Source organism: Oceanibacterium hippocampi (genome assembly GCF_900172325.1).
Classification (GTDB): domain Bacteria; phylum Pseudomonadota; class Alphaproteobacteria; order Sneathiellales; family Sneathiellaceae; genus Oceanibacterium; species Oceanibacterium hippocampi.
The window spans coordinates 1420793-1445161 of sequence record NZ_FWFR01000001.1 but is presented as its reverse complement, the minus strand read 5'-3'; the positions used below and the strand labels follow the sequence as shown (position 1 = coordinate 1445161).

At 70.3% G+C, this 24369-nt stretch carries 24 protein-coding genes and 1 tRNA gene; 12 read left to right on the top strand and 13 right to left on the bottom strand.

Annotated elements, in window-relative coordinates:
- Positions 1-61 precede the first annotated feature (61 nt).
- Both OCH7691_RS06855 and OCH7691_RS06850 read left to right on the top strand, forming a co-directional pair.
- Positions 62-952, top strand: a complete 891-nt coding sequence (locus tag OCH7691_RS06855; RefSeq protein ID WP_085882601.1) for an EamA family transporter — start codon at positions 62-64, stop codon at positions 950-952.
- Positions 953-1026: 74 nt separating this feature from the next.
- Positions 1027-1734 carry a B3/B4 domain-containing protein gene (locus OCH7691_RS06850; protein ID WP_085882600.1) on the top strand — a complete coding sequence of 236 codons (708 nt, stop codon included), beginning with the start codon at positions 1027-1029 and terminating at the stop codon, positions 1732-1734.
- A 44-nt stretch (positions 1735-1778) separates the two neighbouring features.
- Here the strand turns inward: OCH7691_RS06850 and OCH7691_RS06845 are convergent.
- Positions 1779-1855, bottom strand: a tRNA-Val gene (locus tag OCH7691_RS06845).
- Positions 1856-1920: 65 nt separating this feature from the next.
- Positions 1921-2304, bottom strand: a complete 384-nt coding sequence (locus tag OCH7691_RS06840) for a response regulator (RefSeq protein ID WP_085882599.1) — start codon at positions 2302-2304, stop codon at positions 1921-1923.
- A gap of 221 nt (positions 2305-2525) precedes the next feature.
- Between OCH7691_RS06840 and OCH7691_RS06835 the strand changes: the two genes are divergently transcribed.
- The 3 genes from OCH7691_RS06835 (at position 2526) to OCH7691_RS06825 (ending at position 5079) form a co-directional block, all read left to right on the top strand.
- A complete protein-coding gene (locus OCH7691_RS06835) occupies positions 2526-3449 on the top strand; it encodes an N-formylglutamate amidohydrolase (RefSeq protein ID WP_085882598.1) in 924 nt (307 codons plus the stop codon).
- A 14-nt stretch (positions 3450-3463) separates the two neighbouring features.
- Positions 3464-4018 (top strand): GNAT family N-acetyltransferase, encoded by a 555-nt coding sequence (locus OCH7691_RS06830; protein WP_085882597.1) that lies wholly within the window; start codon positions 3464-3466, stop codon positions 4016-4018.
- Between the two features lie 485 nt (positions 4019-4503).
- Positions 4504-5079 carry a transglycosylase SLT domain-containing protein gene (locus tag OCH7691_RS06825; RefSeq protein ID WP_176244948.1) on the top strand — a complete coding sequence of 192 codons (576 nt, stop codon included), beginning with the start codon at positions 4504-4506 and terminating at the stop codon, positions 5077-5079.
- On the opposite strand, the gene OCH7691_RS06820 is transcribed toward OCH7691_RS06825, so the two are convergent.
- The 4 genes from OCH7691_RS06820 to OCH7691_RS06805 form a co-directional block, all read right to left on the bottom strand.
- Positions 5076-6158: a bifunctional transcriptional activator/DNA repair enzyme AdaA gene (locus OCH7691_RS06820; protein WP_085882595.1), complete on the bottom strand. Its 1083-nt coding sequence runs from the start codon at positions 6156-6158 to the stop codon at positions 5076-5078. The genes OCH7691_RS06825 and OCH7691_RS06820 overlap by 4 nt on opposite strands.
- A gap of 102 nt (positions 6159-6260) precedes the next feature.
- A complete protein-coding gene (locus OCH7691_RS06815) occupies positions 6261-7220 on the bottom strand; it encodes a D-2-hydroxyacid dehydrogenase (RefSeq protein ID WP_139839562.1) in 960 nt (319 codons plus the stop codon).
- A gap of 65 nt (positions 7221-7285) precedes the next feature.
- Complete coding sequence (locus tag OCH7691_RS06810; protein WP_085882593.1) at positions 7286-7723, bottom strand: YqaA family protein; 438 nt, start codon at positions 7721-7723, stop codon at positions 7286-7288.
- Between the two features lie 24 nt (positions 7724-7747).
- Positions 7748-8044, bottom strand: a complete 297-nt coding sequence (locus OCH7691_RS06805; protein ID WP_085882592.1) for a hypothetical protein — start codon at positions 8042-8044, stop codon at positions 7748-7750.
- Between the two features lie 136 nt (positions 8045-8180).
- Between OCH7691_RS06805 and OCH7691_RS06800 the strand changes: the two genes are divergently transcribed.
- The 3 genes from OCH7691_RS06800 (at position 8181) to OCH7691_RS06790 (ending at position 11495) form a co-directional block, all read left to right on the top strand.
- A complete protein-coding gene (locus OCH7691_RS06800) occupies positions 8181-9629 on the top strand; it encodes an aromatic amino acid lyase (RefSeq protein WP_085882591.1) in 1449 nt (482 codons plus the stop codon).
- Positions 9630-9712: 83 nt separating this feature from the next.
- On the top strand, positions 9713-10981 hold the full coding sequence (locus tag OCH7691_RS06795) for a thiolase family protein (RefSeq protein ID WP_217807836.1): 1269 nt from the start codon (positions 9713-9715) through the stop codon (positions 10979-10981).
- Between the two features lie 16 nt (positions 10982-10997).
- Complete coding sequence (locus tag OCH7691_RS06790) at positions 10998-11495, top strand: DUF6306 domain-containing protein (RefSeq protein WP_085882590.1); 498 nt, start codon at positions 10998-11000, stop codon at positions 11493-11495.
- Here OCH7691_RS06790 and OCH7691_RS06785 read toward each other — a convergent pair.
- The gene (locus OCH7691_RS06785; protein ID WP_085882589.1) at positions 11492-12319 is read right to left on the bottom strand and encodes a transglutaminase domain-containing protein; all 828 of its coding nucleotides are present in this window, start codon (positions 12317-12319) and stop codon (positions 11492-11494) included. The genes OCH7691_RS06790 and OCH7691_RS06785 overlap by 4 nt on opposite strands.
- 132 nt (positions 12320-12451) lie before the next feature.
- On the opposite strand from OCH7691_RS06785, the gene OCH7691_RS06780 reads away from it, so the two are divergent.
- Positions 12452-13348 (top strand): SDR family oxidoreductase, encoded by an 897-nt coding sequence (locus tag OCH7691_RS06780; protein ID WP_085882588.1) that lies wholly within the window; start codon positions 12452-12454, stop codon positions 13346-13348.
- 4 nt (positions 13349-13352) lie between these two features.
- The gene (locus OCH7691_RS06775; RefSeq protein WP_139839561.1) at positions 13353-14249 is read left to right on the top strand and encodes a hypothetical protein; all 897 of its coding nucleotides are present in this window, start codon (positions 13353-13355) and stop codon (positions 14247-14249) included.
- A 14-nt stretch (positions 14250-14263) separates the two neighbouring features.
- On the opposite strand, the gene OCH7691_RS06770 is transcribed toward OCH7691_RS06775, so the two are convergent.
- Positions 14264-14875 carry a flavin reductase family protein gene (locus OCH7691_RS06770; protein ID WP_085882586.1) on the bottom strand — a complete coding sequence of 204 codons (612 nt, stop codon included), beginning with the start codon at positions 14873-14875 and terminating at the stop codon, positions 14264-14266.
- Between the two features lie 145 nt (positions 14876-15020).
- Positions 15021-15629 (bottom strand): flavin reductase family protein, encoded by a 609-nt coding sequence (locus OCH7691_RS06765; RefSeq protein WP_085882585.1) that lies wholly within the window; start codon positions 15627-15629, stop codon positions 15021-15023.
- A 248-nt stretch (positions 15630-15877) separates the two neighbouring features.
- Here OCH7691_RS06765 and OCH7691_RS06760 point away from each other — a divergent pair, with 248 nt between their 5' ends.
- Both OCH7691_RS06760 and OCH7691_RS06755 read left to right on the top strand, forming a co-directional pair.
- Complete coding sequence (locus tag OCH7691_RS06760; RefSeq protein ID WP_085882584.1) at positions 15878-16726, top strand: hypothetical protein; 849 nt, start codon at positions 15878-15880, stop codon at positions 16724-16726.
- 242 nt (positions 16727-16968) lie between these two features.
- Complete coding sequence (locus tag OCH7691_RS06755) at positions 16969-17589, top strand: GNAT family N-acetyltransferase (protein ID WP_085882583.1); 621 nt, start codon at positions 16969-16971, stop codon at positions 17587-17589.
- A gap of 6 nt (positions 17590-17595) precedes the next feature.
- Here the strand turns inward: OCH7691_RS06755 and OCH7691_RS06750 are convergent, their stop codons facing one another.
- Genes OCH7691_RS06750 through OCH7691_RS06735 form a run of 4 tightly spaced genes read right to left on the bottom strand, consistent with a single transcriptional unit; the run spans position 17596 to position 24350 of the window.
- On the bottom strand, positions 17596-19662 hold the full coding sequence (locus OCH7691_RS06750) for a hypothetical protein (RefSeq protein WP_085883548.1): 2067 nt from the start codon (positions 19660-19662) through the stop codon (positions 17596-17598).
- A 5-nt stretch (positions 19663-19667) separates the two neighbouring features.
- Positions 19668-22388 (bottom strand): DUF4159 domain-containing protein, encoded by a 2721-nt coding sequence (locus tag OCH7691_RS06745; RefSeq protein ID WP_085882582.1) that lies wholly within the window; start codon positions 22386-22388, stop codon positions 19668-19670.
- Positions 22389-22434: 46 nt separating this feature from the next.
- Entirely contained in the window at positions 22435-23340 is a 906-nt protein-coding gene (locus OCH7691_RS06740) for a DUF58 domain-containing protein (protein ID WP_085882581.1), read from the bottom strand.
- Positions 23341-23351: 11 nt separating this feature from the next.
- The gene (locus OCH7691_RS06735; RefSeq protein ID WP_085882580.1) at positions 23352-24350 is read right to left on the bottom strand and encodes an AAA family ATPase; all 999 of its coding nucleotides are present in this window, start codon (positions 24348-24350) and stop codon (positions 23352-23354) included.
- Positions 24351-24369 lie beyond the last annotated feature (19 nt).

Here is a 24369-nt window from a genome sequence, read left to right as displayed (position 1 = left end):
TATCTTGACGTCAAGATAATTTCACTTATCTTGACATCAAGATAATATCGAGAGGCCGCCCATGACCCGCAAGACCGACCTCATGCTGACGGCGATCGCCCCGGCGATCTGGGGCAGCAGCTACCTGGTGACCACCGAACTGCTGCCGGCCGGTTACCCGCTTACCGTCTCGCTGCTGCGCGCGCTGCCGGCCGGGCTCCTGCTGCTGCTCCTCGTCCGGCAGTTGCCCGGCGGGATCTGGTGGGCCCGGGTCGTCGTCCTCGGGCTGCTCAATTTCACCTTCTTCTGGTGGATGCTGTTCGAGGCGGCCTACCGGCTGCCGGGCGGCGTCGCGGCCACGGTCGGCGCGATCCAGCCGCTTGTCGTGGTCCTGCTCGCCCGCGTCCTGCTCGGCTCGCCGGTCCGTGCCCGGGCGGTCGCGGCGGCACTCGCCGGGATCGGCGGCGTGGCGCTGCTGATCCTCACGCCAGCGGCGGCGCTCGACCCGGTCGGCATCGCCGCCGGGCTGGCCGGCGCGCTCTCGATGGCCGGCGGCACGGTGCTGAGCCGGCGCTGGCAGCCACCGGTCTCGCCGCTCACCGTCACCGCCTGGCAACTGACCGCGGGCGGCATCATGCTGCTACCGATCGCGCTCTGGCTGGAACCGCCGCTGCCGGCGCCGACGCTGGCCAATGCCGCCGGCATGGCCTGGCTCTGCCTGGTCGGCGCCGCGCTCACCTATATCCTCTGGTTCCGCGGGATCTCCCGGCTCGAGCCCGCGACCGTCGCCCCGCTCGGCTTCCTGAGCCCGCTCACCGCGGTTCTGCTCGGCTGGTCCATACTCGGCCAGTCGCTCGGTCCGGCGCAGCTCGCCGGCATGGCGGTCGTGTTCGCCAGCGTCTGGCTGAGCCAGCAGGCGCCGCCCCCGCCGACCGCAGCGCGAACCCGTCCGGCGTCCGCCGCATCCGTGTAACCGGCGACCGGCCCTCGCTTTTTCGGGACGGGCTTTCTATACCGGCCCCGACACCACATTCCGGGGAAGCGAGAATGACCGAACAGACCCTGACCATCGCGGACATAGTGCCGCGTTTCCCGGAAACCCGGATCGCCCTGGTGCTGGCCGGCGGGCTTGCCATCGCCCCGGAACGGAGCGCCGCGCTGGCCGCGGAGATCGCCGAAGCCGAGGCGGCGGCGCCAACCGGCCCGGTCTCGGCGGAGCCCCGCATCGCCGCCTGGCGCGAGGCCTACAAGGGCTTCGGCATCCGCAAGACCAGCTATCGCTGCTCGGTCGAGCGGCTGCTGCGCTCGGTGCAGGCGGGGCGCGGCCTGCCGCGCATCAATTCCCTCGTCGATTGCTACAACGCGGTCTCGCTCCGCCACCTGATGCCGCTCGGCGCCGACGATGCCGACCGGCTGGATGGCCAACTCGCCTTCCGCTACGCCCGGCCAGGCGACAGTTTCCGCCCGCTCGGCGGCGACGGCGAAACGGAAGATCCGCCGAAGGACGGCGAAGTGGTCTATGCGGACGCGGCGAAGATCCTGTGCCGGCGCTGGAACTGGTACCAGGACGCGCGCAGCGCGGTTTCGCCGGACAGCCGGCTCGTGGTCCTGACCGTGCAGGCGATGGCCCCGGCCCCGCTTGAGGACGCGGTCGCCGATCTCGCCGAATCGCTCTCCCGCCATTGCGGCGCCCGCACCGCGCACGCGATCGCCGACGCGGACAGCCCGACGGTCACGGTCAGCCTCGACCGCTGAACGGAGAATGCGGAATGTCGCGGAATGTTCGGGGGGCGTTTCGATGGTGGGCGCACGTGGACTCGAACCACGGACCTCCGCCATGTCAAGACGGCGCTCTAACCAGCTGAGCTATGCGCCCATCGAAATCGAAACCGGTATATATCCATCCCGTTCCGGCTTGGCAAGCGCCCAATCGGCATTCCGTCAGCGGGTCGGGCGGAGCGGCGGCTGCTCGCTGGCGAGCGCCTCGCCGACCGCCTCGACCAGGGTCTTCAGGTGGAACGGCTTGGAAAGCACCGGAATGCCGCGCATGCTCTCGCTCGCCTTCAGCGCGACGCCGGAGAAGCCGGTGATGAAAATCACCTTGAGCAGCGGGTCGGCCGCGGTTGCCCGCTGGGCAAGTGCCAGGCCGTCCACCTCCGGCATCACCAGGTCGCTGACCAGGACGTCGAAGCGGCCCGGGCCGAGCATCGGCAGGGCATCGACGCCATCGGCGACGGCGGTCACCTCGTGGCCGGCGCGTTCGAGCTCGCGTGCCAGGAACAGCCGCATGCTGTCGTCGTCTTCCGCCAGCAGAATCCTGCTCATCACCCGCAATCCCTCAACGCCGGGCCGGTCCGCCGCATACGCCCGTGAAGATGCCCGAAGACGCCAACGCGGATAGCACTTTCGTTCCCCCTTGTCACTGTCAGGGGACCGGGGCCATGTTATGATGTCCGGCGATCGGGCGGGCCGCGCTGTCCGTTCGGCCGCACGATCCGGACAGATCGCCAACGACCAGTCTTGCCAGTTTGAGGAACTCCGCGCCGATGCCCGTCCCCCTTATCGATCGCGTTCCGGACGACGCGACCCGGCGAATTGCGGACAGCGAGGCTGCCCCGTCGCGCATCGCGATCGAGGCGCCGGCGGTTCAGAACCTGCCCTTCGTCTATGCCTCGCCGCATAGCGGGCGCGATTATTCCGAGACCTTCCTCGCCGCCTCCCGGCTCGATCCGGTGACCATCCGGCGTTCCGAAGACAGCTTCATCGACGAGGTCTTCGCCGCCGCGCCCGAATGCGGCGCGCCGCTCCTGAAGGCGCTGTTCCCGCGCGCCTATTGCGACCCGAACCGGGAACCCTACGAGCTCGACCCGGCGATGTTCGCCGAGCCCCTGCCGGATTTCGTCAACACGACCAGCGTGCGCGTCGCCGGCGGCCTCGGCACGCTTGCCCGGGTCGTCGCCAACGGTTGCGAGATCTATGCCCGTAAGCTGTCTTTCGCCGAGGCCGAGCGACGGGTCCGCGACTGCTACAACCCCTATCACCGGGCGCTGGCCCGTCTGCTTTCCGATACCCGCGCCCGCTTCGGTTTCGCCGTCGTGGTCGATTGCCATTCGATGCCGTCGATCGGCGGGCCGATGGACCAGGACGACGGCGACCGCCGCGCCGACATCGTGCTCGGCGACCGATACGGCACCGCCTGCGCGCCGGCGCTGACCGACCACGCGGCGCGTGCGCTCACCGATCTCGGCTACCGGGTCGCCCGCAACGCGCCCTATGCCGGCGGCCATACGACGGTTCGCTACGGCCAGCCGGAGCGCGGCTATCACGCGCTGCAGATCGAGATCAACCGCGCCCTCTACATGGATGAGGAGCGGATCGAGCGGCTCCCGGCGCTCGGGCGCCTGGCCGCCGACATGACCCGGCTGATCGAGCGGCTGGGCGCCATGTCCCATTCCCTGCTGCTGCCCTGAGCCCTGCGCCCACGATGACCGCCGCAAACCCGACCGCGTACGGACTGCGCGCCGCGACCGTCGCCGACCTCCCGGCGATCACCCGGATCTATGCCGACGCGGTGCTCCACGGATCGTCCTCCTTCGAGCTCGTCCCGCCCGACGCGGCGGAGATGGAAAGGCGCCTCCGGACGGTGCAGGCCGAGGGCCTGCCCTGGATCGTCGCCGAAGCCCGTTCCGGCGGGGCGATCGCCGGCTATGCCTATGCCGGGCTCTACCGTCCGCGCCCGGCCTATCGCCACACGGTCGAGGACAGCATCTATATCGAGGCCGGCCATCGCGGCCGGGGTGTCGGCCGGCTGCTGCTTGACCGCCTGATCGCCGAGGCGACGGCGGGCGGCCGCCGGCAGATGATCGCGGTGATCGGCGATGCCGGCAACACCGGCTCGATCGAATTGCACCGTCGCGCCGGGTTCCGCCACCTGGGCACCCTCGAGTCCGTCGGCTTCAAGTTCGGCCGCTGGCTGGACGTGGTGCTGATGCAGCGCGCCCTCGGCGCCGGCGCCGACCGGCCGCCCGACCCCGTGTGACCCGGCACACCCTTCCGGGCAGGCAAAAAAAAGGGGCTGCTTCCGTTTCGGGAAGCAGCCCAAGTCAAGGGAGGAAACGCCCGATTAAGGGCTGCGGCACCAACGCGGGCGCGCCAATGCCGCGATGCACAATCTGACATCCACGCCACCGATTGCCAATACCAAATCGGAATTTTTTTGAGAGAACGTTGGATTCAGACGTTTTTTCGCCGCACGGGACAGCCGATAGATGCATTGGCCCCCGTCTCTGAAAGTTTTTGGCAATCGATTTCTGTTGCATTGCACAATAGGCAATCACTCTGCCTCTTATGGCGGCAATCGGGCCGCCCGCGAATGGCACGCCGCTTGCTTTCAATATTCGCATGATTGTACGCATCGCCCGCCTGATTCGCCTTTTCGTCCTCCCGCTTGCCCTGTCGGGGGCCGCCGCGGCGGCGTCCGGCCTGCCCGCAGAAGCGCCGCCAGCCCCCGGAGTCTGCGCCGCGATGGCGGAAAACGCCGAGAAGACCCATCGCCTGCCGCCACAGCTCCTGGCCGCCGTCGCGCTCGCCGAATCGGGACGCTGGGATGCCGACCGGCAGGCAAGAATTGCCTGGCCCTGGACCGTCTATGCCGAGGGCCGAGGCCGTTACTACGATAGCAAGGCGGAGGCGATCGCCGAGGTCGAGGCACTCGCCGCCAAGGGGGTCCGGAATATCGACGTCGGCTGCATGCAGGTGAACCTGAAATATCACCCGGACGCGTTCGACGACCTCGAAACCGCCTTCGATCCGTCGGCCAACGCCGACTATGCCGCCCGCTTCCTGCACGAGCTCTACAAGAGCCGGCGGTCCTGGGGGATGGCGGTCGCGCATTACCATTCGACGACCCGCGAACATGCGGTACCCTATCGCAAGCGGGTCTTCGCGCTGTGGCAGGACGAACGCCGCCGGGCGGCCGAGGAACGGCGCCAGGCCAATCTCGCGCGGATGGCCGAACGCCGCGCCCAATACCTGGCGCGGCAGGCCGAGCGGGCGGCCCGGATGGAAGAGCGCCGGGCCGCGCTCGCCGACGCGAGTTAGGCCGCCGCCACCGCCTTGCCGCGACGGGCGCGCTCGCGGGCGAGGATCGCCTGCTTGCGGTCGAGACCCCAGCGATAGCCGTGCAGGGCGCCGTCGGTGCCGATCGCCCGGTGACAGGGAATGGCAAGCGACACCGGGTTGGTGGCGCAGGCCCGGCCGACGGCGCGCGCCGCCTTCGGCTGGCCCATGCGGACGGCGAGATCCTTGTAGGTCGCCGTCTCGCCGGCCGGAATCGCCATCAGCTCCTGCCAGACCCGGCGCTGGAAGGCGGTGCCCTGGACGTCGAGCGGCAACTCGGGGTGGGGCAGATCGCCCTCCAGGTAGCGCAATACGACGGCGACCAGCGGCCCCAGCGCGGCCTCGTCCCGGACGATCTCGGCGAGCGGATACTCGGCCCTGAGTTCGGCCGCCAGGAAGGCCTCGTCGTCGCCCAGGTAGATCGCCGAGACGCCGGTCACGGTGCCGGCGACCAGCACTCGGCCGAGCGGCGAGGCGGCGATCGCGTAGCCCATGCGGGCGCCCTTGCCGCCCTTGGCATAGGTCGCCGGGGTCATCCCCATGGTCGCGCCGGCCCGTTCATAGACCCGGCTCGGCGAGCCGTAGCCGGATTCGTACAGCGCGCCCGCGATATCGTCGCCGTCGCGCAGCCGGCCCTTGAAGCCCGTGAGGCGAAGCTGGTCGGCATAGTCGCGCGGGCTCACGCCCACGAGTTTCCGGAAGCGGCGCTGCAGGTGCGAGGCACTGGTGCCGACCGCCTCGGCCAGTTCGTCGAGCGTCGGCGGACCGCCCTCGCCCCCGGCCAGCCGGGCGGCGATCACCTCGCAGGCCCGGCGGACCCGGCGAACATCCGGATCCTGGGCCGCGGCATCCCGCGGGTGACAGCGCTTGCAGGCCCGGAAGCCGGCCTGCTCGGCCGCCTCGGGCAAATCGTAGAAGCGGATATTCTCGGGCTTCGGCCGCCGGGCCGGGCAGGACGGCCGGCAATAGATATGCGTCGAGGTGACCGCCACGACGAAACTGCCGTCGGCGGACTTGTCCCGGTTCATGAAGGCGTCGAAACGCTTGTCTGTCTGGTCCATCTGTCATCTCCCGCGATGTCTGGGCCGAAGCATGACCGGACGGGACGGATCGCTCTATCCGAATGTTGGCGGCAATGTCGGGCCGAGGCAACGGCGGAACGCTCAGTAGCCGACCGCGCGATCGACGATCTCGGTCAACGGTTCGCCGTCGAGGAAACGCCGCAGGTTGTCGACGAACAGCCGCGCCACGGTCCTGTCCCGCTCCGGATGCATGCCGCCGACATGGGGCAGCACGATGATCCCCGGCGTGCCCCAGAACGGATGCTCGCGGGGCAGCGGCTCCTGGCGGAAGACATCGAGCATCGCCCCGGCGATCCGCCTGCCCTCGACCGCCGCGATCAGGTCGTCATCGACGACGAGATGGCCGCGCCCGAAATTGAGCAGCCAGGCGGTCGGCTTCATCAGCGCGAGCCGGCCGGCGTCGATGAAATTCTCGGTCGCCGGCGTGGCCGGCAGCAGCAGCAGGACGAAATCCGAGTCCGCGAGCACTGCGTCCGTTCGCTCCGGCGGATAGACCTCGGCAACGCCCGGCAGATCGGCCGGCACCCGCTTCGTGCCGATCACCCGCATCCCGAGCATGGCCGCGAGCCGGGCGAGGTCCTGCCCGATCGCGCCGAGACCGAGAATACCGAGGGTCCTGCCGTTCAGCGATTCCGCGATACGGGAGGTCCAGGTGCGGGTCTTCTGGTCCTCGACGATCGCGGCGAAGGGCTTGGTCAGGTGAAACAGCGCGCCCAGGATGTTCTCGGGCATCGATTCGCGATGCGTGCCGCGGGCGCAGGTCAGCGTCACGCCCGGCCGCAGGTCCGGCAGCCGCAGCCAGCTGTCGACCCCGGCGGTCATCGCCTGCACCCATCGCAGCCCGGCCAGTTCCGCCAGGATTCCGGGCGGCGAGCGCCAGGCGACCAGCACCTCGGTGCCCGCGTGCCGCTGGGCCGAGGGCGTCTCGTTTCGGGGAAGGGTGTCGACCGTTACCCGCTCCGCCAGCCCGGCCGCGCTGATGGCGTCGAGGTAGGGGGCGGGCGTGTCGGTCCAGAGAAGAACGCGGGTACGCTTGGTCATGTCAGGTCCGTTGCCGTGTTTTTTCCGGATGTTGACGGCAATGTCGGCCGGATGCAATTGCCGGCTCAGACCCACTGCAGGACGATCATCGCGACGACGACATAGCGGCCGGTCTTGGCCAGCGTGACGAGTGCCAAGAAGCGCCAGAGCGGCTCCCGCAACAGGCCGGCGACCAGGGTCAGCGGATCGCCGATGAACGGCACCCAGCTCAGCAGCAGGCTCCAGTAGCCGTAGCGGCGGTACCAGCCGGACGCGCGCTCGACCTGCGCGGGACTGGCCGGGAACCAGCGACGGCCACGAAAGCGTTCGATGAAGCGGCCGAGCAGCCAGTTGACCACGGCGCCCAGCGTGTTGCCGGCGCTCGCCACGGCGACGAGCAGCAGCACCGGCCGGTCGCCCGCGAGCAGCAGCGCCGAGAGGCCGGCCTCCGACTGCGCCGGAAGGATCGTGGCGGCCAGGAAGGCGATCGCGAACAGGCCGGCATAGACGCCGAAATCAGTCATGGAACGGGATCGGCAGGCGGCCGGTCAGAGACGGGTTTCCTCGACCTTGCCCTCGTTCTTCTTCTCTTCCGGCATCGGCCTGTCATCGCCCTCGTCGGCCTTGTCGCGATCGATGCGCGGGATGACGACATTGCCGTCGCCGTCCACGTAGGGTACGCCGTAAAGCGGGATCTGGTCGACGAACAGCTCGAGCGCACGCATGAAGCGCTCGATGCCCTCGCGCGCAAGCTCGGAAGGATCCTCCTTGTTCGGCTCCTGGGCCAGCGCGCCGCCGCACAGCAGGGACGCCGTCAGCAGCGTCGGAATGAGCAGCCTGGCCATGGATCGTCTCCCGTTTCGCGCGGATATTCGCTCGGTCCCCGACCGCTGCCTGACGCGAGGCTGACGTCATGGGCCGGAGCGCCTAACATCGCGTCGAAATGCGGCTGTATCAAGACCGCGCCGAAAGGGGAACCCGATGACCGACCGCGTGATCACGCTCGAAAGCCGTGCCGACCTGACGCTCGACCGCTACCGCCGGGTCGCCTGGGAGGGCGCGACGGTGCGGATCGGGGCCGAGGCCGGGGCGCGCATCGCGGCCGCCCGGGCCGCCTTCCTGCGCCTGATCGAGCAGCCCGGCATCACCGTCTACGGCGTCACCTCGGGCTATGGCCAGCAGGCGAAGATACGGCTCGACGAGGCCGGCCGGAAGGCCCAGGCGAAGCGCCCGCCCTATCCGGACATGGCGAGTTTCGGCCCGCCGATGCCGGAGCGGGTGACCCGGGGCATCGTCTTCGCCCGGCTCGCCAATTTCCTGGGCGGCCATGCCGCGGTCAGCCTGCCGCTCGCCGAGGCCGTGGCGGCCCTGCTCGACGACCCGTCGCTGCCGCTCGTGCCCATGGACGGCCTGGGCGGGGCCGGCGAGATCCTCGCGCTTTCGCACCTGTTCGTGCCGCTCGCCGAACGCGTGACGCTGGCCGAGAAGGAGGCGCTGGCGCTGATCAACGGCAGTCCGATGGCAAGCGCGCTGATCGCCGATTCCGTGCTTCTGGCCGAACGCCGCCTCGCCGTCGCCGAGGAAATCTTCGCGCTCGCCTACGAGGCCTTCCAGGCGCCGCGGGAGCATCTCGACGAGGCCCTCGGGACGCTCTGGGGCGATCCGCACGAGACGGCGACGCTCGCCCGGATGCGCGCGCTCATCGCCGGCGGCACCGACAGGCGGCGGCCCTACCAGGCACCGGTCTCGTTCCGCATCCTGCCGCGCCTGCTGGCGCGCGCCCGGCGGGCGGAGGCCGAGGCGCGGCGCGCGGCCGGGGTCTCGCTTGCGGCCGTTACCGACAACCCGGTCTACCTGCCGCCCGGCGACGAGGCCGATCCGGCGCATCCGAACGGCCGGATCGCCTCGACTGGCGGCTATCACAACGCGATGGCGGCGCCGGCGATGGACGAACTGGCCGCCGCCTACGCCGATCTCTGCACGCTGGCCGACCGGATCGCCGCCAAGACGCTCGACGGCGCGATCTCGCTGCTGCCCGACCAGCTCGGCACCGGGGACGGCGCGCTGCCCTATCTCGGCTGCACGCCGATGGCGCTGGTCGGCTATGGCGAGCAGGCCCGGCGGGCGGCGGCGCGGACCTTCCTGCCGGGCGCGGAAAGCGGCGGCTTCGGCCAGAACGACGTCGCCACCAATTCGAGCTTCGCCTGGATCGGCCAGGCCGAGGCCGGGCGGATGCTGGAATCGGCGCTGGCCACCCTGGCGCTGGTCGCCAGCCAGGCCTTCCACGCGACCGGACGGGCGGTGCCGCCGGCGCTCGCCGCAAGGCTCGGGCAAATCCGCGCGGCGGTACCGCCGCTCGAAGGGCCAACCGCGCCGGGGCCGGCGGCGGCGCAGATCGCCGCCGATTTCCGGGCCGCGATTTATCCCTGATCCGCCTCTTGATCTCGGCGCGCCGGAGGTCGAGACTCGGGCGCAAATGAACAAACGACCGACTGATTGAGGAGATGCCCCCGATGCCCGATGCCACGCTGCGAGATGTCTATGTCATCGGCGCCTACACCAGCGCGTTCGGCAAGTACCCGGGCCGCAGCTTCAAGGACCTGACGCGGGAGGCCTACCTGGGCGTGCTCGAGGATTCCGGGCTCGAGGACGGCAGCGCCATCGAGTTCGGCTGGTTCGGCAATTGCGGCATGTGGAATGCCGACCAGGCCTGCATCCGCGGCCAGGTCTGCTTCACGCCGCTGGTCCGCGAGGGCCTGTTCCCCGAGCGCGTGCCGATCGTCAATGTCGAGGGCGCCTGCGCCACCGCCTCCATGGCCTTCCACGGCGCGGTCAAGGATATCATGTCCGGGATGGTCCAGTGCTCGCTCGCCATCGGCGTCGAGAAGACCTTCTTCGCCGGCGACTGGGAGAGGATCCAGGCCGGTTTCCAGGCCGGCATCGACAATCTCGACCCGGAGGAATGGCAGGACCATTACCGCGAGGTCGGCGAGGCCATCGGTCGCCCCTTCGCGCCCGGCGGCGACCGCACGATCTTCATGGACACCTACGCCATGCAGGCCGCCTGGCACATGCAGACCTACGGCACGACCCAGGCGCAGATCGCCGCCGCCGCGGCCAAGAGCCATAACAACGGCGCGAATAACCCGAAGGCGCAATACCGCTTCGAGATGACCGCCGAGCAGGTCCTGGGCGACCGCCCGGTCAGCCCGCCGCTGACGCGCTCGATGTGCGCGCCGATCGGCGACGGGGCGGCCGCCGCCATCCTCTGCTCCGGCGATTTCCTGGCCAACCTGCCGAAGGAGGCGCAGGCGCGCGCGGTGAAGGTACGGGCGAGCGTGCTCACCGGCGGCAAGTACCGGGCCCTTGACGAGCCCTCGCTCAGCCATGTCGCGGCCCGGAAGGCTTACGACTTCGCCGGGCTCTCCCCGGCCGACATGTCGCTCGCCGAGGTACATGACGCGACCTCGTTCTGCGAGGTCTACCAGTCGGAGATGCTCGGCTTCTGCGACTTTGGCGACGGCGGCAAGCTGGCCGCGGACGGCGAGACGGCGCTCGACGGGCGGATCCCGATCAACACCTCGGGCGGGCTGGTCTCGAAGGGCCACCCGGTCGGCGCCACCGGGCTCTCGATGATCGAGGAGATGGTTCGCCAGCTTCGCGGCGAGGCCGGCGACCGCCAGGTGAAGGACCCGACCTTCGCGATCCAGGAGAACGGCGGCGGGGTCATGGGTGTCGAGGAAGCGGCCTGCTCGGTCGTCATCCTCGAACGGACGCACTGAGGCGGGAGAGGACACGATGGCCAACGAGGAAGCCGGCAACAGGAACGAGGGCGCCTCGCCGCCCTGCGCGATGGCCGAGGCTCCGCCCGACTATATGGGCTATCTGCCGCCGGCCGAGCTGGCCGTGGCCCTCAACGAGTTGCTGGAGGCCGAGCGCGCCGGGGCACGCACGCTCGCCGCCTGGCTCAGGGACGACACCTGGCCGGCGACGGCGCGGGCGACGCTCGAGGCGGCGCGCGACGACGAGGCGCGCTATTGCGCCCTGCTCACCGACTTCGTCGGCCGCCTCGGCGCGGAGCCCAGCAAGGCGACCGGCAGTTTCCTCGAGAAGGCGCTCCGCCGCGAGACCCCGGACGAACGCCTCGCCTTCCTCAACCGCGGCCAGGACTGGGTCGCGAAGCGGCTCGGCGAACTGCTGCCCCGGATCGCCGACGACGCGATCCATGCCGGCCTTCGCGAGATGCGCGACCGCCATGTCAACAATATCGCCGCCGCCGAGGCGCTGATCGGCTAGATCGCCTCGTCCCGGCCACGCACGGCGTTCCGCACCGTCGCCGGCACCAGCATCCCCGGTTCGGCATAGGCCGCCCGGCAGGCCGCGAGGTCCGGCGCCGTGCCCCTGACGATTGCGGCGAGGCGGTCGAACCGGGCCAACCGTGCGGCGTCCAGGGTCTCGAAATCGGCCGCCATCGCGCCCCAGCAGTCCCAGGGCAGCGTCTCGACCCCGTTCAGGGCCGCGAGATCGCGAAGCAGATTGCCGGTCATGAACCAGTATCCGGACATCCCGGCAATCCCGAAGCCGTCCGGATCGAGGGCCCCGGCGCGCGCCAGCGTCCAGGCGGTACCGGCGTCGAGGAAACGGTCGACGGGCACGTCCAGCGGATCGAGATCGATCGCGAAGGCGGCGATCGCGCCCGGGTCCAGTTCCGCATCGAGTCGGGTCCAGCGATGCCCGCCGGGCCGCCGCCATTCGGCCACCCAGTGATCGACATGGCGCCCGGGTTCGAAGTAGCCCGCGAAGCCGCAACGTGCGCGGGCCTCGCAGCCTTGCGCCCGCAGCATCGCGATCAGCAGGAGCGCGTAATCTCGGCAACTGCCGACCAGTCGCCGCAGCGGCGGGCGGGCGACGTCCAGAGAAGCGGGATCGAGTTCCAGCATCCGGTCGAGCATCTCGTCGAGCGCCCGGATATGGACCTCGGCCCGGCGCTCCGCCGGGATCGCGACACCGTGGAGAGGCCCGAGCTGCTCGTGAAGGACGAGACCCTGAACGATCCGGCAAAGCGCCGCCGCGTGCCGGCCCGGATCGCTGAACCGCCCTGCCGGCGCTCCTTCCGCCACGGCTCCCTCGCCTACTTGCCCCGGTCGGATCTTCCGCCCGCGCCCACCTTGCGGTCAAGCGCCCCTCTTGGCCCCGGGCCGGGGCTCGGGCATAACGGTTGGAAAGCGTTCGACAGCAGGGGAGCCGCGCATATGACCATCCGCCTCGACGGCCGCGTCGCCATCGTCACCGGGTCCGGCCAGGGCCTCGGCCGGGCCCATGCACTGGCGCTGGCCGAACGCGGCGCCCGTGTCGTCGTCAACGATCCGGGCGGCGCTCTGGACGGTTCCGGCGCGACCCACCGGGCCGCCGACAGCGTGGTGGAAGAGATCAGGGCGGCCGGCGGCGAGGCGGTCGCGGCCTACGAAAGCGTCGCCGAGGCGACCGAGGCGGCGGCCATCGTGGCGAAAGCGGTCGAGACCTTCGGCCGGCTCGACATCCTCGTCAACAATGCCGGCATCCTGCGTGACAAGAGCTTCCAGAAGATGGACCCGGCCGATTTCGAGGCGGTGCTGCGTGTCCACCTGCTCGGCTCGGCCTTCGTGAGCCATGCCGCCTTCCCGCTGATGAGGGAACAGGGATACGGCCGCATCGTCATGACCACGTCGGCGGCCGGGCTCTACGGCAATTTCGGCCAGGCGAATTACGCCGCCGCCAAGATGGGCCTGATCGGCCTGATGAACGCGCTGAAGATCGAGGGCGCGAAATACGGCATCAAGGTCAACACGATCGCCCCGGTCGCGGCGACCCGGATGGGCGAGACGATCTTCCCCGAGGCGATCCTGAAGCGTCTTGATCCGGCCTACGTGGCGGCTCTGGTTTCCTATTTCGCCTCGGAGGCCTGCGAGGCGAGCGGCGATATCGTCGAATGCGGCGCCGGCTTCTACGCGAAGGTTCAGGTGATCGAGGCGACCGGGCACCGCTTTCCCGACGTCGCCTCGGCGAGCCCGGAGGCGATCGCCGAGCATTATGCCGCCATCAGCGACATGACCGGCGCGCGCCCCTTCGCCACCGCCCATGACGCCCTGCAGAAACTTTTTGCCGGCTGAGACGGTGACCCTTTTCGCCCGGGTGATCGTCGTCGACTGGTCGGCGGCGGCGAGCCCCGGCCCGCCCCGGCCGTCGCCCGACCGCTGCTGGCTCGCCTGGGCCGACGCGGGAGCGGGTGCGGGCGCCCGGCCGGCGGCCGAGTATTTCCGTACCCGCGCGGCGTGTGAGGCGCGCATCGCGGAACTGATCGCCGGCTGCGACGGGCCGGTGCTGGCCGGCTTCGATTTTCCCTTCGGTTACCCGGACGGCTCCGGCCTCGGCGGCGGACGGGCGGCCGCCGCGCGGCTCGCCGCACTCATCGCGGACGATCCGGGATCAGGCGCCAACAACCGCTTCGCCGTCGCCGCCCGCCTGAACCGCGAGATCGGTCCTTCGCCGGCGCCCGGCCCCTTCTGGGGCGTGCCGCCGGCCCGCGCCGAGGATGCGCTGGCGCCGACACGACCCGACTTCGCCGCCTCCCCCTTCGCCGAGAAGCGGATCGCCGAGGCCCGGCTGCGCGACCGCGGCCACCCCGTCATGACGACATGGCAGCTGCTCGGCCGCGGCTCGGTCGGCGGCCAGGTGCTGATGGGCCTGCCGGCGCTCGACCGCCTCGCCCGCCACCCGGATTTCGGCCCGCGCGTCCGCTACTGGCCGTTCGAGACCGATTGGGCGGCGCGCCTCGACGGCGTGGTGCTGACCGAGATATGGCCGAGTCTCTCGTCCTGGCGGGCGCTCGACCTGCAGATCCGCGATGCCGCCCAGGTGACCGCCCAGCGCGATGCGATCCTTGGCATGACGGCCGCGGAACTCGTCGCCGCCCTCGCCCGCCCGGATTGGCTCGACGCGCGTGATACGGCGCGCGTCATGGCCGGCGAAGGCTGGATCTTCGGGATCACGGAGGTCGCCCGGCCCGGCTGACCGGGTCCGCGCGATCAGGCCGGGCGGCGCATCGCGAAGACATGATCGACGACCGCGTAGTCGCTCGCGCCGAGGCGGGCGATCGGGCGGAACTTCTTCATGTCGACAACGCCGTCGGTCAGGATGCTCTCGTCGATATGCACGCCGACGACCTGGCCGAACACGGCGGCGTTGAAATTCGCCGGATCGTCGGAGGGCAGATGCACGGTCTGCAGGTAGACGCATTCGAAATGCACCGGGCTCTCGGCGACGCGCGGCGGCCGGACCAGGGTCGAGGGGACCGGCGTCAGGCCGGCGAGCGCGAACTCGTCGACGTCGCGCTCGACCATCGCCGCGCTCGCGTTCATCGCCTCGCGGGTCTCCCAGGTGGCGATGTTGCAGACGAATTCCTTCGTCTCCTCGATATTGCGCATGCTGTCCTTGGGCGTGCCGTGCCGGCTCCGGCCGCTGTGGCCGAAAACGACGACAGGCGGGTCGGAAGCCATCGCGTTGAAGAAGGAATAGGGCGCCAGGTTGCAGTTCCCCTCGGCGTCGAGCGACGAGAACCAGCCGATCGGACGCGGCACCATGACGGCCTTGAAGGGATTGTGCGGCAGGCCGTGCGGGCCGTCGGTCTTGTAGAACATGTCTCTGCCCCGGATGAAGGATCGCGAACGGCGCCCGGCGGCGCCCGCATACTGTGAACGCGGCGGGCCGCGGGTAAAGACGCCGTTCCGGAAACACAGCCTTGACGACCCGCGCCCGCCGGCCGGTCAGATGCGGGGCCGGCGTTCAGCCCGGCCGGATCATCGAGAAGATAGTGTCGACGACGGTATAGTCGCTCGAGCCGAGCCGGGCGATCGGGCGGAACTTCTTCATGTCGACGATGCCGTCGGTCAGGATGCCCTCGTCGATATGGATGCCGACGACCTGGCCGATGACGAGGGCGCTGACGCCTGCCAGTTTCGATGGCAGGTGAACCGTCTGCAGGTGGACGCATTCGAAATGCACCGGGCTTTCCGCGACCCGGGCCGGCTTCACCAGCGTCGACGGCAGCGGCGTCAGGCCGGACAGCTCGAACTCGTCGACATCGCGGGCCACCAGCGCCGAGCTTGCGTTCATCGCCTCGCGGGTCTCCCAGGTGGCGATGTTGCAGACGAACTCCCCGGTTTCCTCGATATTCCGGAGGCTGTCCTTCGGGCCGCCTTCCTTGTGCTGTCCGGACGGACCGAAGAAGACGACCGGCGGATCGCAGGGCATGCCGTTGAACACCGAGAACGGCGCCAGGTTGCGGTTGCCGGCGGCGTCCACCGAGGAAATCCAGCCGATCGGGCGCGGTACCATGACCGCCATGAACGGGTTGTGCGGCAGGCCGTGCGGGCCGTCGGTCGTGTAGAACATGGATCTCGGCCCCGGAAGGAATGACCTGAACGGGCGCAGTGCGCCGCGGCGCATCACTTTAACCTGATATCACACAAGGTAAAGTGGTATGCGGATCAGGGGGATGACGACCCGGGACAAGCCGCGGCCCCGCCTATTTAACACGACATGGTTGCAAAATTGACTGGATAGAACTTGCAATTTTCCTAAACTACACCATTGGGGGCATCGCGAAACGAACGGGACAGGTGAAATCCAAGGGGGGAAACATGCATTCGATCGGCTTTTCACGGATCGCCCGCGGCATTCTGGTCGCGTTCGCCGTTGTCGCGGCCGCGCCGGGGGCGGATGCCCAGAGCGCGCCGGCCGGCGACATCACCGGGCTGACGCCCGGCATGACCTATGCGGAGATCGTCGCCGCGCTCGAGGCGCGCGAGGATCTCGGGCTCGTGGAAACCGCCGAACAATGGGTTCGCCAGTCGAACGGCGTGCCGACGCGACAGCTGGTCCGCGCCGTGGACGGGGTCGATTGCGACACGGGCGAGAAATTCCGCAAGGTCGGCTGGGGCAGCGAATGCGAAACCCTCAAGGGCCGCTTGACGCCGCGCAAGGCGATCGGCCAGGAGATTGTCGTCGCCTTCCTCGGCATGCCCGGGAAGGAGGTCGCCGGGCAGATCTGGCGCCGCGTCGTCTTCGCCGAGGGTGAGAATCCGTCCATCTCGGGTCTCGAGGAGGCGCTGGTCGAGAAATACGGCGCGCCGCATGTCCGCCAGACCGAATCCGGCTATTACAGCACCAAGCATCGCTTCGGCGCGACACTCCTGAGCTGGATCTACGGCCCCGACGGCAACCGCATCACCGAGCCCGACCGCCTCAAAGCGACCTGCGTCAACGGCCCGCAGCCGTGGTTTACCGGCGGGCATTCGTGGAACGGCGGGTGCGGCCTGACGATCCGGGCGGAAATCCTGCCCGTCAAGGGCAACAACCTGCTCGCCCAGGAACTGAATGTCACCGTGCTCGACCAGCAAGCGCTGCTGGTCGCCCTCAGGCAGTTCGACGCCGACCTCAAGGCGGCGGTCGCCGCCGGGGCGGGAAAGAAGAAGAAGCCGACGCTCTGAACCGCCGGCCCGGCCGGCGTACGCGGGGCGAACCGTGAAAGCGGCGCTTTATTTCGCCCACGACGTGTGTTAGACGGTTTTCATGTCTCGACTTCCGCGTCACATCTCTCGACGACGATAAGGCGCCTGCGCACTGCGCGGCGGCTCGCGCCCGCCGTGTCCTCCACCTGCAATTCCCCCGAGCGGCCGTCCGGAGATCCTTCAGGGATCGCGACGGCCAGGCCAGCGCCCGAGGCAGAGACATGTACACCCTTCTCCACGAACGGCCGGACGATTCCGCGCAGATCGAAACGCTTCTCGACCGGGCCTTCGGGCCCAACCGGTACAGCAAGACGGTCTATCGCCTGCGCGAGGGCGTCGCGCCGCTGGGCGGCCTCAGCCTCGTCGCGAGGTCCGGCATGGCGCCCGAACTGGGGCCGTTGCTCGGTACCATCCGCTACTGGCCGATCCGGATCGGCGTCGACGGCCCGGCCCCGGTCGCGGCGGCGATGCTTGGTCCCATCGCGATCGAGCCGGAACGGCGCGGCGAGGGGATCGGCGTCGCCCTGATCCAGCGTTCGCTGACGCTCGCCCGCTGGTTCGGCCACCGCATCGTCATGCTGGTCGGCGACCCGGAATATTACAACCGCTTCGGCTTCGTCCCGGCCCGGCCCTACGGCCTGGAACTGCCCGGCCCGGTCGAGGACCGGCGCTTCCTCGTGCAGCCGCTGTTCGCCGGCGCCATGGAAGGGGTGACGGGGATGATCGGCCGACCGTTCGACGATGCCGACGCACCGGCGATCCCGGCCCCGATCGCCGCCGAGGCGGTCGAGAGCCTGACCACCGCCCGCAAGGCCCGCAAGGCGCGCCGGCCGGTGAACTGAGCGGCGCTACTTCCCTTCCCGCCGCCAGGCGAGGAACTGGGTGCAGAGGACGAGCAGCAGCAGGGCCAGCGGCGGCAGGAGCGGATACTGGCTGAGGCCGGTGACGATGTAGTCGCCGTTGGCGCGCAGTCCCATCCAGCTGCCGCCGGCGCTGGAGCGCCCGGCCGAGATCCGCCGCACGCTTGGCACCCCCTCCTCGCCGAGCCAGTAGCTGCCGCCGCCGGTCGCCTCGCGGATCGGGTCGAGCGGCGCGGCGCTGGTGCGGAGATCGCCATATTCCTTCGGGTTGACCGAGCCCACGGCGGCGATCGCCCGCCGGGTCCCGTCGTCGAGGCGGTAGAGGCCGGGCTCGTCGACGGTGATCACGCCCTCGGCGCGGCCGCCGCCGGTCTCCTCGAGCGTCAACGTGCTCACCGCGCCGGACGGCCCGGTTACCGTCACCGGGCTCGGGTCGGGTTCCAGCGAGCGGCGCTGCACGGTCAGCCGGCGGCCCTCGACGGTGGCGCGCAGCACTTCCTCCTCCAGGTCCGGCTCCTTCATCAGCCAGTGCGAGACCCGGCGCAGGATCTCCGCCTGCGGGCCGCCGCCCTCGTAGCCGCGCGACCAGAGCCAGGCATGGTCCGACAGGAGCTGGGCGACCCGTCCCTCGCCGACCCGGTCGACGATCAGCAGCGGCCGCCCGTCCGGCCCGGACATCAGGGTCCGGCCGCTGGTCGCCTCGGCATCGATCTGGCGGAACCAGCGGCCCCAGCTCGGCTCGCCCTCGACCCCCGCGCCGGGCAGGTCTCCGGTCACCGGGTGGCGATGGCCGAGCGCCGTCAGTTCCGGGCGGAACGGCTGTTCGAGGACGCGTCCGGTCGGACGCCCCGGCAGGACCTCGGCGAGCGGCGTCCGGTAGAGCGAGAGCTGCGTCGCGAAGGCCGGCCCGGCGGCCTCGAGGATCGCCCCGCCCGAGGTCACGTAGTCGACGATGTTGGACAGATAGGCACGCGGCAGCACGCCCCGCCGGCGGTAGCGGTCGAAGATGATCAGGTCGAACTCGTCGAGCTTGAGCTCGAACAGCTCGCGGATCGGGAAGGCGATCAGCGACAGCTCGCGGATCGGCGTGCCGTCCTGCTTCTCCGGCGGACGCAGGATGGTGAAATGCACCAGGTCGACCGAGGGGTCGGCCTTCAGCAGGTTGCGCCAGCTGCGTTCGCCGATATGCGGCTCGCCCGAGACCAGCAGCACGCGGAGCCGGTCGCGCACGCCGTTGACGACGACGACGGCCCGGTTGTTTTTCAGCGTGAGCTCGGCCGGGCCGGCCTCGACGGCGATTTCCAGCACGGTCGGCCCGCCATGGTCGAGCGTGAAGGGCACCGTGTGATCGCCGCCGGTCGGCAGGCGGACGAGCAGCGGATCGGGATTGTCGTCCTTGCGGATCGAGACGGTGACCGGCACCGAGCCCTCGCGGCCGAGGTCCTCGACCTTCAGTTCCAGCGAGAGCTGGCGCCCGACGATGCCGTAACTCGGCGCCGAGGTCACCGTGAGGCGACGATCGCCCTCGCCCCGCTCGCCGGTCAGCAGGACATGGACGGGCGCCTCGGTCGGCGAGCCGGCCAGCCCGTCCGGGGCATCGTGGACCTGGCCGTCGGTGACCAGGATCGCCCCGGCGTGGCGGCGCGCCGGGACATCGGAAAGCGCCTTCTGGATCGCCTCGAAGAGCAGCGTGCCGGCTTCGCCGCCATCGTCGGGCACGCGGATCGTGCGGACCTCCAGGTCGCGGAAGCGGGCAAGTTCGCGCTCGAGCTCGGCGGCGGCGGCCTCGGCGCGGTTCTCGCGGACGCCGATCTTCTGGCTGGCGCTTTCGTCGATCGCGACCACCGCGACGTCGGGCAGCGGTTCGCGTTCCTCCAGCACCCAGGATGGATTGGCGAGCGCCAGGATGGCGACGGCAAGCGCGCCGGCCCGGATCAGCGTTCCGGCGGCGCGGCGCCAGAGCCCGAGCAGGGTGAGGAGAAAGGCCACGCCGGCCATCGCGAGCACGGCCCAGAGCGGGATCAGGGGGGCGAAGCGGATGTCGGCGAATTCCATCGCGTTCACTGGCCCAGGCGTTCGAGGATTGCCGGGACATGCACCTGGTCGGCCTTGTAGTTGCCGGTCAGGGTGTACATCACGAGATTGACGCCGAAGCGATAGGCCATCTCGCGCTGGCGCGGATTGTTCGGCACGAGCGCCGCGAGCGGCCGCCCGTCCTCGTCGGTCGCCCAGGCCGCGGCCCAGTCGTTGGCGCCGATGACGATCGCCGAGACGCCGTCATGGGTGCCGCTGGCGTCCGCCTCGACCCACAGCGTGCCGCCGGGGAAGCGGCCGGGAAACTCGTGCATCAGGTAGAAGGCCTTGGTGAGCACATGGTTCTCGGGCACCGGTGCCAGCGGCGGAATGTCGAGCAGACGGAGCAGCTGGCGCAGCCGCGCGCCGTTCGCCCCGGTTTCGAAGCCGCCGCCCTCGCGGGTATCGAAGAGGATCGTCCCGCCGTGCTTCATGTAGGCATCGACGCGGGCGAGCGCCGCCGCCGAGAGCAGCGGCTGGTCCTGCACCACGGGCCAGTAGAGCAAGGGATAGAAGACGATCTCGTCGCGTTCGATATCGATCCCGGCCGGCGCCGCCGGCTCGACCGAGGTCCGCTCCGAGAGCACCCGGCCGAGACCGTAGAGGCCGGCATGGCTCATCTCGTCGACCGCCCGTTCGCCGCTCAAGACATAGGCGAGCCGGGTCTCGAGCGTCGCGGCGAGCGCGTCCGCGTCATTGGTCGTCTGCGCCCGTGCCGGGTCGGCCGAAAGCCCTGCGGCCAGGGCGAACGCCAGCGCGAGCGGCGCCGCGCCCCTGCCCGCCAGGCGCAACAGGCCGCGAAGCTGCATCGAGACCAGGAAGTCGACGAACAGCAGCAGCACCGCCAGGGTCAGCAGCCAGGGCATCAGGTCGCGCTCCTGCTCGGCCGCGTAAACCCGCTCGGCCGTGCCTGCCGGCGGCGGACCGAGCGGCTCTAGCGTGCCGAGCTTGCCGCTCAGGTTGAGCGCGCGCTTGCTTTCGGCGGTGCCGTAGAAGCCCGGCGGGTGGGTCGGGCCGGGCACGATCTCGTCGAAACCGGCCGGTGCCGCGCGCGCCACGTTGCTCTGTGGCGGCACCAGCCGGCCATAACCGTCCAGCATCGCGAAGGGCGGCAGCGGCTCGCGCCCCTCGTCCGCCGCGACGCCGCGGCTCAGCGCCACGAGACGTTGCAGCATGGTCACGAAGAGCCCGGACAGCGGCAGGTTCGACCAGTCGGTATTGGCGGTGGTGTGGAACAGCACGATCCGTCCGTCGCCGTGGCGGTCGGCGGTGACCAGCGGCGTGCCGTCGAGCAGCGCCGCCCAGGTCTTGCGCTTGAGCTCGATCTCGGGCTCGGCCAGCACCTGGCGGCGAACCCGGACGTCGGGCGCCATCTCGAGGCCGAAGAACGGGCTCTCGTCGGCGAACGGGGCCAGCCTGGCGGGCTCCGACCAGGACATCGCGCCGCCCAGGTCGCGGCCGCCGACGCGCAGGCGAACCGGCACCAGGTCGTCGGATTGTGCCGCCATCTTGTCGCCGGCGAAGCGGATCAGCACGCCGCCCGCGTTAAGCCAGCCGTCAAGCGCCTCGCGCTCGCTGCCCACGACATTGCCGACATCGGCGAGCACCAGCACGGCGATGCCCTGGTCGATCAGTTCGGCGATGCTGCCCTTGCGCACCTCGGCGAACGGTTCCAGCGCGCGCTCCAGGTAATAGATGTCGGAAAGCAGCGGCTGCGCGGTCTCGAGCCCGCCGCCGGAGACCAGCCCGACCGGCCGGCGGCGCCAGCGTTCGTCGAACAGCATGACCGCAGCGGCATTGCCGGCGCCCTCGATCTCGAGCCGGAGCAGGCGATTGCGAAGTTCGGTCGGCAGCGCCACGACAGCGCCCGCCGTGCGCTCCCCGGCGGCGAAGGAAAGCGGCACCCGGGCCAGTACCAGACCGCCTTCGGCGCTCGCCTTCAGCCAGTCGGCGGCCGGCGCCGCGCCTTCGCTCCGCTGCGCCTCGATGCGCAACTCGGTGCCGACGATTTCCGGGCGGTCGAGCATCATCACCGGATGATCCGGGTCGCCATAGACGGTCAGACGGCCGCGATCGGCCAGCGCCCGGGCAAAGGCGACGTCTCCGGCTGCATCGCCGGCGACCCCGTCGGCCAGCCAGACCACCTCCGCCCCGCCGCCGGCCTCGAAGGCATCCAGCGCCTCGATCGCGCGGCCCCGGTCGACCGGCCAGGGACGCGGTTCCGCGGCGCCGGCCACGGCGCGCGCCTCGCCGGCCGACATCAGCCGGACCTCCGCGATCTCGCCGTCAGGGGCGGTCGGCGCGGTCTTCAGGATCGCGACCGGGCGGCGGCCACGTTCGGCGGCGGTCAGCAGATCGGCCATCACCTCGCGCCGCGACTGCCAGTTGCCGGCGCCCGCCCAGCCGTCGTCGAGGACGATCAGCAGCGGTCCCGAACCGTCGGTGACCGCGCCGGGATTGAGCAGCGGCCGGGCGACCGCGAGGATCACGAAGGCCGCGATCAGCAGCCTGAGCAGCAGCAGCCACCAGGGCGTGTGAACCGGGGTTTCCTCCCGGTTCCGGAGATCGAAGAGAAAGCGGATCGGCGGAAAGGCGACGACCCGCGGCGCGGGCGGGGTGACCCGCAGCAGCCACCAGAGCAGCGGCAGCGCCGCCAGCGCGATCAGCAGCCAGGGAGCGGCAAAGGCGACGGGTCCGAGCGTCAGCATGGGGCGGCGCCGGCCGGGCGGCGCGGATCAGGCACGGGCGCCGGGTTCAATCCCATTGCTCGGCCATTGCGCAGTAAAGCGCGAGGAGAAGCGACTCCGGCGGCCGGTCGGTGACATGGCGGACATAGGACCAGCCGTAGTTCCGGGCGATAGTCCGCAGGCCCTCCTCGTGGCGGGCCAGGCGATCGCGATAGTCGCCGGCCAGCGCCTCGGCCCGGCCGGTCAGGAAATCGCCCTCCCCTTCCATCCCCTCGAACCGGGTGCGTCCGAGAAACGGCATCGCCGCCTCGGCGGGGTCGAGAATCTGCACGATATGGCCCTTGACGGCGCGTGCCGAATAGCCGCGCACGATCGCGTCGAGTTCGGCGAGCGGCGAGAGGAAGTCGCCGACCAGCAGTGCCTGCGAGAATCGCGGCAGCGGTTCGACCCGGGGCAGGCCGAGCGCCGCGGGCGACCCCGCCTGCGGGCGCAGCAGCTGCACCGCGAGGCGGCTGAGCGCCGCCGGCCCGGTCCGCGGCCGACTGTCGTCGCCGAGCATGGCGAACTGCTCGGAAGCCCGCACCAGCAGCGCCGCGACCGCGAGCAGGATCAGCGTCGCGCGTTCGCCCTTGGTCTGCTCGGCGCCGTCGGAGCGATAGTCCATGGACGGCGACCCGTCGCGCCAGAGCCAGACGCTTTCGGCCGCCTCCCACTCGGTATCGCGGATGAAATAGTGCGTGCTGCGCGCCGAGCGGCGCCAGTCGATGGCGCGGATCTGGTCGCCGCTCTGGAAGCGCCGGAACTGCCAGAAGGTTTCGCCCGGGCCGACGCGACGGCGGCCATGGACGCCCTGGGCGACCGTCGCCGCGACCCGCTCGGCGGCGATCAGCAGCGGCGGAAAGGCCGCGGCGACCTGATCGGCCCGGTGCTGCAGCGTCTTCCCGGTTGTGGCTGGCGAACGGGGCGGGGACATCGGCGGCCGGCCTAGCGATAGGGGGCGATCAGCTTCTCGATCATGTCGTCCAGCGTCACGCCATCGGCACGGGCGGCGAAATTGAGTGCCATCCGGTGACGGAGCACGGGCGGCGCGAGCGCCACGACATCGTCGACCGACGGCGACAGCCTGCCATCGAGCAGGGCGCGGGCGGTGACCACGAGCATCAGTGACTGGCTGGCCCGCGGCCCGGGGCCCCAGGCGACATGGCGGGCCACGTCGTCGTCGGTGGTTTCCGACGGCCGGCCCTGGCGGACGATGCCGAGGATCGCGTCGACCACCGAATCGCCGACCGGCACGCGGCGGACCAGCCGCTGGGCGGCGAGCAGTTCCTCGGCGGTCATCACCTGGCGGGGACGCGCCTCCTCGGTGCCGGTCGTGGCGATCAGCATCCGGCGCTCGGCCTCGAGATCCGGATAGGCGACGTCGATCTGCATCAGGAACCGGTCGAGTTGGGCCTCGGGCAGCGGGTAGGTGCCTTCCTGCTCCAGCGGATTCTGCGTCGCCAGCACATGGAACGGGCGCGGCAGGTCATGCGCGACGCCGGCGATCGAGACCTGCTTCTCCTGCATCGCCTGCAGCAGCGCCGATTGCGTGCGCGGGCTGGCGCGGTTGATCTCGTCGGCCATCAGCACCTGACAGAAGACCGGGCCGGGAATGAAGCGGAAGGCGCGGCGGCCGCCCTCTCCCTCGTCCATCACCTCGGAGCCGACAATATCGGCCGGCATCAGGTCCGGGGTGAACTGGATGCGCTTGTCGTCGAGGCCGAGCACCGTGCCCAGCGTCTCGACCAGGCGCGTCTTGGCCAGTCCCGGCACCCCGATCAGCAGCGCATGGCCGCCGGCGAGAAGGGTAATAAGTGCTTCGGTGATGACCTCGTCCTGGCCGAAGATCACCTCGCCGATCGCTTCCCGGAGATCTCTGATCTTGTCGCCGAGCGCTTCGATCTCCTGCAAAAGCGTGTCGGCGGTGTCGCTCGCGTGCTGCATGATACTAAGTATATGGTCC